The following is a 13,130-nucleotide window of genomic DNA, read 5'->3' on the forward strand; positions in this document are numbered from 1 at the left end:
AGGAAATCAACGTTTTCATATGATTTCCTCCGGTTATTTATTTGATTGAAAGTTTTGTAGACGATTCATTGAATCGGTGGATATATTCATATCCTCACTCAAATATGCTCCAATCACAGATCCACATACTGGGGGAAGTTTAGGTGTGATAACGGTTATACCCGAAACAATTTTGTTTAATTCCTGTTTGATTAATGTTGGAAATATACTGTTTTGGAATACACCGCCACATACTACAACATTTATTTGTTCTCCTACTGAAAATAGCCGTTTATGAAGAAGGTGAATGTTTCTAGCAATTTCCCAAGCAGCGTCATCTATAATAATTGAAGCAGCCTTATCTCCAGATTGATATGCTTGAAAAACAAGCCTACATACAGATGCAATCGAACGCTTAGGATCGGCATTATGATAAATCTGATCAATTAAATCACGTCCAGTATCCACATGAAAATAATCATAAAGCATCTTTAAAAGCATTGTTTTATTTATCTTACCATCTAGATAATGCAATGCAGCAGCTATTCCTTTTTTTCCAATATCATAACCACTTCCTTCATCTCCCAGTAAATACCCCCAACCGCCAATACGACTCTGTTGTTGGTTTTCGTTTATCCCAAAAGTTAATGATCCAGTTCCAGAAATTTGAACAACGCCGGGCTTTCCTAATGTGCCAGAATAAAGAGCATTAATGGCATCCGGTTGAACCGTCACCCTACAAGCTGATGGAGATAAGGCATCGAGTAGTTGATATAGTTGTGTTTGAATCATCGAGCTACCAGCACCAGCAATACCAGCAAATATGCCAATGAGTTTGGAAAAAGCTTCGGGTGCTTCTTCTTTGAATTGAGAGAAGATCGTTTCAAAAGTATGTGATAACGCTCTTGATGAAACGGTATTCGGATTGGAGGGACCAGTGATACAAGTGGATATTATATTTCCTTCCAAATCAGCTAAAAGCGCAAGTGTTTTTGTCCCGCCACCATCGATTCCAATAATATAACTCATAACAGGTCTCCTTATGTTAGATTCATACTTTCCATAGCAAACTGGAAATTATCCTTCGCATTTTTTTAGAGATGAAAAGCAGCTTTTTAATCTCTAGAATCTTTAACTATTTCTTCCCAACGATTCCTTAATCATAAAAAAATCCCTATTATAAATATATTAGAAAACTTAATTTGTATTATTTTTTTAAATAATTTTTATTCATGATTTGGTAAGGTAACAAATCAGTAATGATGGTTTCGCCAGATAAGGGTGTGAGAATATAACTAGTAGCATCTGGATTACTAGGCATTAATGCATGTTCCTTACATACAATAAATTAATAGATATTTTCAGGTTGTTGGACTCCATGAATAGAGTGCTTCTGTTCATGTGTTCATATAAAAAAGGCATATAAAGGGGGATTATACAGTGAAAGAGTTCCGTAAAAGCCGATGGATACTTGGGTTACTGGCTTTAGTTTTAATCGGTGTTGTTGCTGCTTGTTCTTCAAATGATGAATCAGAAGAAGAGGAGGCAACGGATTCTTCAGAAACTAGTGGAGAAGGGGGGATTTCTGGTGATTTAGAAATTCAGTATTTTGTTGGGGGATATGGCGATACATGGTGGAAAGAAGTAATTGCTGACTTCAAAGAGAAATATCCAGATGTAAACGTAATCGAACATGCCGGACCGAATATTAACGAAGAAATGCGGTCTCGTTGGGTATCCAATGATCCACCAGATGTTGTATATATCGATGGCGCAGGATCAAGTGAAACACAAATGGTGGAAGATGGACAACTAATGAATTTAACGGAATGGGTAGAGGGAATTGAACTAGATAATGGGGATAAATTAATCGATAGTTTTATCGTAAATCCAGGTAAATTCGATGGTGACATTTATTCACTTCCATTGGTGTTTGATACTTGGGGTACATGGTATGACCGTGCACTGTTTGAAGAAAAAGGATATGAGGTACCGACAGACTTCAATAGTTTTATGAGTTCCATGACTGAGATTAAAGATAAAGAAGGAATCGATCCATTTGTTACTTCTGGTCAACATCCATATTATTTCCTTCGAGGCATGTTATACCCGGCTTTTGGAGCAGCTGGCGGGGATGAACTTCTAGCTGATCTAATTACTGGGAAAGAAGGGGCTTGGACAAGTGATGTCGTGTTAGAGACGATGAAAAAAGTGGAGAAAATGCAACAAGAAGGCATGTTTGATCAAGGTTTAGGTGCTTTAAATCATACACAATCTCAAATGAATTTTCTGTTGCATGAAAATGCTTTTATTCCTGTAGGATTCTGGCTGCCAAATGAGATGAAGAATGATATTCCTGATGGTTTTGAATTTGGATTTATCCCATCACCTATGCAGGATGCTGGAGAGCCATTTGCGATTGTACCGGATTTACGACCATTGGCAATTGCAGAAAATGCAGAGAACCCAAAAGCTGCTAAAGCATTCGTCGAATTTGTCTTCACAAGGGATTATGCGATGTCATTCTCCGAACATACTGGTGCGATCATGAACCTCACAGAGGTGGACTTAACGCAAAGTGATAAGATCCCAAGTTACTTAACAGAAGCAAATGAAATGATCAATGATACAGAACAAGTACAAATTTACGAAAAGCCACACCCGATGAGTGCTGATTTGGAAACACCAATTGGTAATGCGCTGATGTCATTAATGTTAGGAAATATGACAGCGGAGGAATTTGTTCAAGAGGCAGAAAAAGCGGCAAAAACTTATCGGAATAGTAATTAACATGACCGTCCATCAGCAGGGAATTGTATACCTCTGCTGATGGCTTTTCCAAATAGGAGTTAGGTATAAACATGTAAAGCAAATCAGTTATAAGTACAATTTAGCTTTTCGTTATTTTATGTAAATAGTCAAGTTTTCTAACGATTAACAGAGAGAGTGATTGGATGGTACAGTCAAAAAAACAGAAGTATACATTTCTGGCTTTTTGTTTGGTCCCGACATTTATTATGTTCGCAGTCTTTACCCTCTACCCTTTATTCAGTGGACTTTATTATTCATTCTTCGATTGGTCAGGTGCGTCGCAAGATAAAGAGTTTATTGGCTTGGCAAATTACATAACATTAATCAAAGATGCAATTATACCAAATACGATAATTCATGATTATTTTCTAGTTATAACAAAGGTAATTGGAATCATGATTCTTGCTATGTTCTTTGCGGTTGCCTTAACGCAGTTGAAAATTAAGGAAGCACCTTTTTATCGAATTGTTTTTTTCTTTCCTAATATCATGTCTGTTGTGGTTATTGGAATTCTATGGACGTTTATTTATAACCCCAATTTAGGATTAGTAAATTCAGGCTTAGAATTCCTTGGACTAGAGAATTGGGCGCGGCCATGGCTTGGGGATGAGAATTGGGCACTCCCAAGTCTTGTTCTTCCTTCCATTTGGGCTGGGATTGGCTTGTTTATGCTTATGCTCATGGGAGGAATTGCAAATGTATCAAAGAGTTATTATGAGGCTGCTGAGATTGACGGAGCCAATCAATGGCAACAGTTTTGGAAAGTCACCTTGCCGCTTGTTTGGCCGCAAATAAAAATTTCTGTCCTTTATATTGTTATTACAACATTAAACGGTTCTTTTATAATCGTACAAGTTATGACAGGAGGAGGACCGAATAATTCAACGCATGTTATGGGATCTTATCTATATCAACAAGCATTTGTTCAATATAATTTTGGTTATGGTGCCACAATTGGTGTGATGATTTTAATTCTTTCCTTGCTAACTGTATTAATATTACATTTCTTGCTGCGTAGAGATAAAGTCGAGTATTAAGTAAATTGAGAGGGGGATATGTTTGTGAAACGAAGTATCGGGCAGATCTTAGGCAGAACTGGGATTCGGCTTCCACTTGTTTTATGGACCATTGCTGTATTATATCCGATCTTTTGGATGTTTCTTGGTTCATTTAAATCCAATGCAGAAATTTATCGAAATCCGTGGGGAATACCAGAATCTTTTCATCTACAAAACTTTGTAGAAGCATGGACCAATTACAATATTGATATCAGCGTTTTTAATAGTTTAATTGTAACTGCTATTGGTGCAGTTTTAACACTAGTTATGGCGATTCCGACTGCATATGCAATTGAACGAATTAATTTTCGTGGGAGTAAACTGCTATTTACGTTGTATGTTTCTGGGATGATGATCCCAATGGTGTTGGGGTGGATCCCATTGTTTTTCCTATTAATGCAATTAAATTTATTGGATAATATCTTTGGGCTAGCAATTGTTTATGCAGTAAGTCAATTGCCGTTTTCTATTTTTGTTTTGACAAGTTTTATAAGTACGATTCCTAAGTCATTAGAAGAATCCGCAGCAATGGATGGCATGTCTCCATATCGGGTGTTGTGGAAGATCGTCACACCATTAAGTATGTCAGGAATCATAACAGTGACGATTATGAATGCAATTCAATTTTGGAATGAGTATTTCATGGCACTTATTTTTTTACAGAGCAGTGAGAATTATACCCTTGCGTTAGCTATTGATTATATCAGTAGTGAGGCGCAATATACGAACGCATGGGGAACATTATTTGCTAGTTTGGTGATTGCGATTGTTCCAGTGATTATCCTTTATGCCATCTTCCAGCAGCGAATTGCCAAAGGAATGACAGAAGGTGCAATTAAGGGGTAAAGAAATCGCAAAAACATAAGAAGGTAGAAGGAACCTTGTCTGTAGAATTACCTTGATTTGCATAACATTTTTGATTGTCCACAGTCTCACACGTACTGCGGACGAACACCCCGAGTCTCATCGTGGAATAAAACGCCACTGTGGGGCTCGATGTCTCGCAGTATATTCCATCCCTATATTGAAAATGATTCTCCTTCAATCCCACCTCACTAAGCAGATGATGGGAACTTTCGAGAAGAAGTATTATTAATTACGTTTTGTACCTGTTATTCAACTTTGGGGGTATAAGTATATCGGCTATTATCAATCTTTCCAAGTAGCTCCCAATACCCGTATCCAATTCTTATAGGCTACTTTTTCCAAATCCTTATCTGTAAACCCATGTGCTTGAAGTCGCTTCATTAGTTTAGGTAAACCTGTGACATCTTTTAATGAATCAGGAACGGTTGTCCCATCGAAGTCAGAACCGAGAGCCACATGATCAATTCCAAAGTTTTCGGCGATATATGCAATATGTTGGACAATTGTATCGAGGGGAATATTGGTGTCGAATTGTCCGTCTTCTCTTAGCATATTTACTGCATAATTGATACCTACCACCCCATTACTTTTTTTAATTGCTTGAAGTTGCTTATCTGTAAGATTACGAGAAATCGGGCAGATTGCATGTACATTGGAGTGTGTTGCAACAATAGGTGCATCACTCTGTTGGACTACATCCCAGAAACCTTTTTCATTCAAATGAGTGGTATCAATCATAATACCCAACTGATTACATGCATGAACTAGATCCTTACCAGCTTCAGTAAGACCTCCTCCGATATCTGGTGAAGATGGATAGCGAAAAGGGACCCCTTCTCCATATGCATTTGGTCGACTCCATACAATTCCAAGTGAACGCAAGCCAGCTTGATAAAGAACTTGTAATGCAGAGAAATCTGTATCGATCGCTTCGGCTCCTTCAATATGGAAGATAGCTGCTAAAATCTGATTCTCTAGACAGAACGCTAGTTTTTGTGTATTCGTGACTGTTTGAAAAATGCCATTAGAAGTTGCTTCTAGCTCAACTAACATAGAAGCAAGTTGCATGGTATGATTTAACGCTGTTTGCTGATCAATCTGAGGTGGCAGCGGCATATCATAACCAGTCGACGTTACATACTTTTCAGGGGCGATTTCATAATTGGCGTTTGGAGTGAAGGCCGCAAAGAATCCGCCACCAAATTGATTGTTACGAGCACGAGGTAAATCAATATGCCCATTCGCACCTTTGCTAAAGAAACTATTTTTATCCTCATTTTCCTCATAAAGGCGTAAAAGGGTATCGTTATGACCATCTATAATTGGAAAATTTGTCATAATGCATCTCCTTCTTCCATCGATTTTCAGATATGTAAAGTGTAGCATGAAGTTACCCAATTCGAAATAGATGTGTTCCTAGTGCTTTTTTAATAGCTCTAGGAATAGGATTTCAACTATTGTCCTAATGGTAGTTAGAAATATTCTAGTTCAATAGAATCATTTTTCTAAAAATTTGATTTATTCGACAAATTTGTGCAGATATTTCAAAATTTATCTGCTATTGTCAAGTTAATCAATTACATACTGTGCTCTTTGCATCGATGACCTGAAATACGCTCGGGAAGGCAGGTGTTTTTGTTTCGAATATCACATTCTTTTTTATGTAATGTAAAACGTTGATTGTTAGATGCAGCATGTTATTAGGTAGACTTCCATTTTAGTAGTAACCATTGAAGGAGGTAATACCATTGAAACGTTACCGAGCGATTTTACTCTTTTCCGTAATCCTTGTTTTGGTTATTGGACCGTTCTCTAAGATTTCAGCAAATCAGACAAACAAGGAAGGAACAGGTGACGATGAGATTAGGGAAATCATCGATGGGATGACATTAGAAGAAAAAATTGGACAACTCTTTATTGTTCATGTTTATGGACAAACCCCAACAGATTCTGATTATGAGGAGATAAATCTTCGAAATAATCGCGGAGGGAAGAACTTTCAGGAAGTCATCGAAAATTACCATGTCGGTGGAATTATTTATTTTAACTGGACGGATAATATCGGCATGCCGCTCGATGCGGTTCAAGTAAATAGCTTATCAAATGGATTACAACAAATTGCAATGGATCAGTCGGCAGAAATTCCATTATTTATTTCAACAGACCAAGAAGGTGGAATTGTTCAAAGGGTAACAAGTCCAGGAACTGTCTTTCCAGGAAATATGGCACTAGGTGCGACCCGCTCTGAAGCCTATGCATCCCGTACGGGAAGTATACTTGGCAATGAATTAACGAGTTTAGGAGTTAATATGAATTTCGCACCAACAGTGGATGTCAATATGAATCCAGAAAATCCAGTTATAGGTGTCCGTTCGTTTGGCGAAGATCCAGATCTTGTTTCTAAATTAGGTGCTGCTCAAATTAATGCTTATCAAGATCAAAACGTGATTGCTTCTGCAAAGCATTTTCCAGGACATGGTGATACAGCTGTTGACTCTCATTATGGTTTACCGATTATAGATCATGATTTGGAAACATTACATGAAGTAGATTTGAAACCGTTTAAAGAAGCGATCGATAACGGAATACAATCAATTATGACTGGTCATATCGTAGTTCCTGCATTAGATGATTCAGGATTGCCTGCTACGCTATCGAAACCGATTTTAACTGATTTATTGCGTGAAGAACTGGGATTTGAAGGATTAATTATTACAGATAGTCTTGGAATGTCAGGTGCCAATGTTGTTCCACCAGAACGCGTTCCTGTAGAAGCGTTTAAAGCCGGTGCTGATATTTTACTCAATCCACCGAATGTTGAGGTTGCTTTTAATTCTATGCTAGAGGCAGTAGAAACTGGTGAAATTAGTGTAGAACGGTTGGAAGCATCCGTTCATCGAATACTAGCTGCCAAAATGAATAATGGGTTGTTTAATGACCCATATACAGATCCTGGAGCAATAGAGAGTATTGGATCTTCAGATCATTTAAATGCTGCTCAGGAGATGGCAGATCGTAGTGTAACACTAGTAAAAAATAGTGACGATGTTCTCCCATTCCAATCATCCGACTCCGTTTTTGTGACAGGTCCATCTATGGCTAAGCCAGATAGACTAACAGATTTACTAGTGGATCAAGGAATTCATGTGGAAGGGTTTTCGACAGCTGCTTCGCCAACAGAGGAAGAGATTAATGAAGCTGTTGCACGGGCTGAAGAGGCTGATAAAGTGCTAGTCACAACCTATACAGCCAATACCAATGAACAGCAGCAGCAGTTCGTTCAAGCATTAGAAGACACAGGAAAACCAGTAATTGTTTCCGCTCATCGGAATCCGTATGATGTAATGGCATTTCCTGAAGTGGAGGGGTATCTAAGTACCTATAGTTATATGGATGTATCCATAAATGCTGTTGCTAATGTACTCACTGGCGAGCTAAACCCATTTGGGAAATTACCTGTGACGATCCCAGATATGTATGAGATTGGTCATAGCATAGACTATATTGATACGGAGCTTAGTGCAGATGGAATGAAGGAGTTAGCTGCGGAGCTTGCTAGTCAAGGCGAGTTTTCGAGTGATGTGGAACGTAAATTATCTCTTCATTTAACAGCTGTCAGTCGATTTGAACGTAAACAAGCTGCAGATAAAGTGGTGAAACATATGGAAGGTTTTCAAGATTTGATTCAGCATCAACTAGCAAATAACGCGATCTCCGACAAAGCGTTTAGCTATCTAGATACAGAAGCTATTCACTTAATAGAAACCTGGAATGAAAACGATTGACTTGTTTCAAATAGCAGGAGGAATATACGTTGAATAACAAACAGAGAGAGAGCAGAAATAAACCGTTTTCTAAACGTATCACCATTCGATTCATAACATTACTGTATCTCATGTTTATCATCGTGAGCCAATTGTCATCTCCTACTAGTGCATCCTTTACGGCAACAAGTACTGTTCAAGGAAGTTTGACAGCTCATGAAATAATCCAAGTAGATCATGCAGAGGAGATAAAACAGAAAAAGGAATCATCTGATGATTCTAAACCAGAGCTAAAAGAACGTTCAGAAGAACAAGGGTTAGATCAGAAAAAAGAAGATAAAGAACAAAAGAAAGAAACGGTTGAGGAAAAAGAACAACTGGAAAAGAAAACAGTTAAGGACCAACAATCCGAACCCAAACCATCCTCAAATATAAATCAAGACAAAACAGAAGCTCAAGATGCAAACGACGAATCAAGTACAGTAGACATCGAGGCCTCTGATTCAGATGGGAGTGATAAGCCAAATGAACAGCAGACAGATGCTGAAGCGAATCGGTAATTTACTCACTACTCTTTTATTTATCCTGTTGCTTTGTATGCTATTTCTGGTTCTTGTATCAAAGGCAACTGGCAATGAGGCGAATTTATTTGGTTATCAGCTAAAGACGGTTTTATCTGGTTCCATGGAGCCGAATATTGAAACAGGCTCAATAATAGCTATTCATACGGAAGGGGATAAAACACAATTCCATTCAGGTGATGTCATTACGTTTAGGACAGAAGACGATATGCTGGTAACCCATCGTATAGTAGAAGTTATTGATAATGGCAATCAATATATTACAAAAGGCGATGCTAATGATGGAAAAGACTTAAATCCAGTTCTTTCCCAAAATGTTGTTGGTACGTATAGCGGATTTACGATTCCGTATATTGGTTACATTATGAATTTTGCTGAAACAAAAGAAGGAGCAGCATTATTGTTGATTTTACCTGGAATTCTTCTGCTTGGTTATGCATTATTTACTATTCGCCGAACCATTAAAGAAGTGAAACAACTAATTGATGATAAAAATATGCGAACAGAGTGAATCACAGATTATACCATTTATGAATATAGGGGAGGAATTTTCAATGAATATTAAAAAACAATTAGGAACAGGGATTCTATCAGCGGCACTCGGTTTATCGCTTATTGGCGGAGGAACTTATGCTTATTTCAGTGATAGTGAAACGACGAATAATACGTTTGCTGCTGGCACACTAGATTTGGTAGCTGAGCCTACTGAAATTATTCAAGTTGAAAATATTAAACCAGGAGATTCGATGATTCGTGATTTTGAACTGCAAAATAATGGATCATTGGATATTGATAAAGTGTTACTTGCTACAGATTATAACGTTGCGGATGCGAGTGGCGATAATACAGAAGATTTTGGTCAACATATTCAAGTAGAGTTTTTATATAATGCAGATAAATTGGATGAAGTTATTTATGAAACGACATTAGCTGAGTTAAAAGAAATGACACCGGAAGCCGTTAACGAACACGTATTTGATCCATTGCTTGGAGAACAAGGGCTTCCTGTTGATTCGATTGATGATTTGGTCGTTAAATTTAATTTTGTGGATAACGGAGAAGATCAAAATCAGTTTCAAGGAGATTCTTTGAATTTAGAATGGACTTTCACTGCGACACAAAGTGCTGGTGAGGAAAAATAATTGAACTAGCAATAGATAGGAGTAGTGAGTTGAAATGAAAAAACGAACCATCCCTTTCATGATAGTTATGACGTTGATCCTTAGTTTTTGTATTTCTAGCATGGACATGAGTCATGCAGCTGCAAACCAATTAGTTCCAGATAACCCCAATCAAGTACAAATGCTGGAAGAGCCATTAGCAGATATTGATCAAGCGATAGAAGAAGCTATCTCAGAGCAAGTCATGCCTGGAGCAGTGGTGTTGGTGGCTAAAAACGGAAAAATCGTTAAACATAACGCTTATGGTTATGCGGCGCGCTATACGGATGCTGATTTTACAGAAATGGAGAATCCGGTCATGATGCAAGAAGACACCATTTTCGATATGGCATCGATATCTAAATTATTTACAGCAACTGCTGTTATGCAGTTATGGGATCAAGGAATATTTGAATTAGATGATCCTGTAGCAGAGTATATACCAGAATTCGCTGTCAATGAGAAGGAAGAAGTGACGATCCGTCAATTGCTTACCCATACGTCTGGTTTCGCGCCAAGTCCTTCAGAATCACTATATTTAATAGAAGGGGATCGGGAGGATCGACTAGACTTTGTACTGGAAGAACCATTGGAAAATCAGCCAAATACAGAGTATGTCTATAGCGATGTCAATTATCTAACATTAGGTGTGTTAGTAGAAAGGTTAAGTGGAGTTAGACAAGATGCTTTTGTATCTGAATATATCACCGAGCCACTAGATATGGAAGATACAATGTACAATCCACCTGCTTCATTAAGAGATCGGATAGCTGCTACAGAATACCAGCCATGGACAGAACGAGGTCTTGTATGGGGAAGCGTTCATGATGAAAATGCTTGGTCACTAGATGGCGTTGCAGGACAAGCTGGTATCTTCAGTACAGCTACTGACTTGGCAGCTTTTGCTCAAATGATGCTTCAAGATGGCAATTACAAAGGCGAACAAATTCTTTCTGATAAAGCAGTAGAACTGATGAAAACAAATTGGAATGAGGCTTTTCCAGGACAAGATCAAGGATTAGGCTGGGAGTTAAATCAGAGTTGGTACATGGATGATTTAGCTGAAGTTAATACGATGGGGCATACGGGTTATACAGGCACATCCATTGTTGTCAGCCCAAACCAGAATAGCCTTGCGGTTCTATTAACGAATCGCGTTCACCCTACGCGGGAAACTGTTTCGACTAATCCAATCCGTAGAGAAGTCTCTGAACAAACTGCAGCTGCTATTCATTCATGGAGTGCAGAACAAATGAAGGAAATGGTTGAGATATTGAAAACGAAAGATGCATTTGCTACGAATCGGGCTGCCTATTCCCTTCAGCTTCATTTAACTGCAGTAAGCAGGTACGAAAAGCTAGATAAGTCAGATAAAGTTATTAAGCATCTAAAAGGATTCCAACAACTTATCGATGAGCAGTTAGATCAGGAAATGATAACAGAAGAGGCGTATACGACATTAGCGAATAATACTGCTTATTTACAAAATAAATGGCAAAACTAAATAAGGATGTAGCTATGTTTTTCGTCAGTTGATCTACGGATATGAAGACAGCTAGGAACTCACGTGGAAATAGGATAGTGGGACCAGCTGTCTTCTTTTTTCAAAATCAGCCCAAAATAATGTAAGATTCCATAGGAGGGGGAAACAATGAAGAAAGTAGTCATTACACTGTTAAGTATCGCTTTTGTTGTCTACTCTTTATCCGTTGTTATGGCAGATAAAGCTAATGAAACAAATGAATCGGAACCAAGACAATTAAAACTTGGGGTAGAAGTTTTATTGGATGATCAAAAGGAATTAATTGAAGGAAAACGTGTTGGATTAATTACAAATCCTACCGGGGTAGATCAAAATTTAAACAGTATTGTTGACCGACTACACAATGATCCGGACGTGGATTTAACTACACTTTATGGACCGGAGCATGGCGTTCGAGGTGACGCACAAGCAGGGGAATACGTTGAATACTATATCGATGAACAAACGGGGCTGCCTGTATATAGTCTTTATGGAGAAACACGAAAACCAACGCCAGAAATGTTAGAAAATGTAGATGTTCTTTTATTCGATATTCAAGATGTCGGTGCACGTTTTTATACGTATATTTACACCATGGCCTATGCAATGCAAGCTGCACAAGAGAATGGCAAAGAATTTATTGTATTGGATCGTCCAAATCCATTAGGTGGTTATGAAGTAGGAGGGCCGGTACTTGATCCAGCGTACGCTTCATTTGTAGGGAATTATCCAATTCCATTACGTCATGGATTAACCGTCGGCGAATTAGCAAATTTATTTAATGAGGAATTTGAAATCGGTGCCGATTTAACGGTTGTAGGGATGGATGGCTGGGAAAGAGGGATGTATTATGATGATACGAACTTAGAATTCGTATTGCCATCGCCCAACATGCCAACACTAAATACAGCACTCGTTTATCCAGGGTCAGCACTCATTGAAGGAACGAATGTGTCAGAGGGACGTGGAACAACGAAACCATTCGAACTAATCGGTGCGCCATTTATAAATAGTACGGAATTTGCTCAGGCAATGAACGATTTGAAATTACCTGGCGTTATTTTCCGGGCAGCATCATTCACACCAACTTTTTCCAAACATAGTGGGACATTATCTCATGGCGTACAGATTCATGTAATGGATAAAGAGGCTTATCAGCCAGTAGTTACTGGACTTCATATTGTAAAGATGATTCATGACATGTATCCAGAAGATTTTTCATTCCGTGCTGAAAATAGTAATGGAATATCCTTCTTTGATAATTTAATTGGTAACGGATGGGTACGTGAGGCAATTGAAAATGGTGAAACGGTTGGTCAAATGATTGATACATGGTCAGAAGATTTAGAAACATTTAAAGGAACGAGAAGGGATTATTTAATCTATAA

10 protein-coding genes and 1 pseudogene are annotated in these 13,130 nt (G+C 38.2%); 9 read left to right on the forward strand and 2 right to left on the reverse strand.

Features of this window, described 5'->3' with window-relative positions; all coding sequences use genetic code 11:
* Positions 1-33 precede the first annotated feature (33 nt).
* A complete protein-coding gene (locus tag BN990_RS05845) occupies positions 34-1,008 on the reverse strand; it encodes an N-acetylglucosamine kinase (RefSeq protein ID WP_038242922.1) in 975 nt (324 codons plus the stop codon).
* Between the two features lie 438 nt (positions 1,009-1,446).
* Between BN990_RS05845 and BN990_RS05850 the strand changes: the two genes are divergently transcribed.
* The 3 genes from BN990_RS05850 to BN990_RS05860 all read left to right on the forward strand — a co-directional run bounded on the left by BN990_RS05850 (position 1,447) and on the right by BN990_RS05860 (position 4,694).
* On the forward strand, positions 1,447-2,769 hold the full coding sequence (locus tag BN990_RS05850) for an ABC transporter substrate-binding protein (RefSeq protein WP_370459211.1): 1,323 nt from the start codon (positions 1,447-1,449) through the stop codon (positions 2,767-2,769).
* 164 nt (positions 2,770-2,933) lie between these two features.
* Positions 2,934-3,827, forward strand: a complete 894-nt coding sequence (locus tag BN990_RS05855; RefSeq protein ID WP_038242924.1) for a carbohydrate ABC transporter permease — start codon at positions 2,934-2,936, stop codon at positions 3,825-3,827.
* A gap of 24 nt (positions 3,828-3,851) precedes the next feature.
* Positions 3,852-4,694 (forward strand): carbohydrate ABC transporter permease, encoded by an 843-nt coding sequence (locus BN990_RS05860; RefSeq protein ID WP_038242925.1) that lies wholly within the window; start codon positions 3,852-3,854, stop codon positions 4,692-4,694.
* Between the two features lie 303 nt (positions 4,695-4,997).
* On the opposite strand, the gene BN990_RS05865 is transcribed toward BN990_RS05860, so the two are convergent.
* Entirely contained in the window at positions 4,998-6,053 is a 1,056-nt protein-coding gene (locus BN990_RS05865; RefSeq protein ID WP_021289171.1) for a dipeptidase, read from the reverse strand.
* 410 nt (positions 6,054-6,463) lie between these two features.
* Between BN990_RS05865 and BN990_RS05870 the strand changes: the two genes are divergently transcribed.
* The 6 genes and pseudogenes from BN990_RS05870 to BN990_RS05895 all read left to right on the forward strand — a co-directional run.
* The gene (locus BN990_RS05870) at positions 6,464-8,500 is read left to right on the forward strand and encodes a glycoside hydrolase family 3 protein (RefSeq protein ID WP_074436638.1); all 2,037 of its coding nucleotides are present in this window, start codon (positions 6,464-6,466) and stop codon (positions 8,498-8,500) included.
* A gap of 29 nt (positions 8,501-8,529) precedes the next feature.
* The gene (locus BN990_RS05875; protein ID WP_021289169.1) at positions 8,530-9,039 is read left to right on the forward strand and encodes a hypothetical protein; all 510 of its coding nucleotides are present in this window, start codon (positions 8,530-8,532) and stop codon (positions 9,037-9,039) included.
* Positions 9,005-9,571 (forward strand): signal peptidase I SipW, encoded by a 567-nt coding sequence (gene sipW / locus BN990_RS05880; protein WP_038242926.1) that lies wholly within the window; start codon positions 9,005-9,007, stop codon positions 9,569-9,571. The genes BN990_RS05875 and sipW overlap by 35 nt, the downstream gene beginning before the upstream one ends.
* Positions 9,572-9,614: 43 nt before the next feature.
* Complete coding sequence (locus tag BN990_RS05885; protein ID WP_038242928.1) at positions 9,615-10,202, forward strand: CalY family protein; 588 nt, start codon at positions 9,615-9,617, stop codon at positions 10,200-10,202.
* 34 nt (positions 10,203-10,236) lie between these two features.
* Positions 10,237-11,724, forward strand: coding sequence for a serine hydrolase domain-containing protein (locus BN990_RS05890; protein WP_021289166.1), 1,488 nt, complete (start codon positions 10,237-10,239; stop codon positions 11,722-11,724).
* A 147-nt stretch (positions 11,725-11,871) separates the two neighbouring features.
* Positions 11,872-13,128 (forward strand): annotated as a pseudogene (locus BN990_RS05895) (exo-beta-N-acetylmuramidase NamZ family protein); the annotation flags it as partial.
* Between the last annotated feature and the right edge of the window lie 2 nt (positions 13,129-13,130).

It is taken from the genome of Virgibacillus salexigens, assembly GCF_000723585.1.
Lineage (GTDB): Bacteria > Bacillota > Bacilli > Bacillales > Amphibacillaceae > Virgibacillus > Virgibacillus salexigens.

Bases quoted from the DNA above. Each gene is read 5' to 3' on its own strand.
- BN990_RS05845 (WP_038242922.1), bottom strand. From the start codon at position 1,008: ATGAGTTATATTATTGGAATCGATGGTGGCGGGACAAAAACACTTGCG.
- BN990_RS05855 (WP_038242924.1), top strand. From the start codon at position 2,934: ATGGTACAGTCAAAAAAACAGAAGTATACATTTCTGGCTTTTTGTTTG.
- BN990_RS05865 (WP_021289171.1), bottom strand. From the start codon at position 6,053: ATGACAAATTTTCCAATTATAGATGGTCATAACGATACCCTTTTACGC.
- sipW (WP_038242926.1), top strand. From the start codon at position 9,005: ATGAACAGCAGACAGATGCTGAAGCGAATCGGTAATTTACTCACTACT.
- BN990_RS05885 (WP_038242928.1), top strand. From the start codon at position 9,615: ATGAATATTAAAAAACAATTAGGAACAGGGATTCTATCAGCGGCACTC.
- BN990_RS05890 (WP_021289166.1), top strand. From the start codon at position 10,237: ATGAAAAAACGAACCATCCCTTTCATGATAGTTATGACGTTGATCCTT.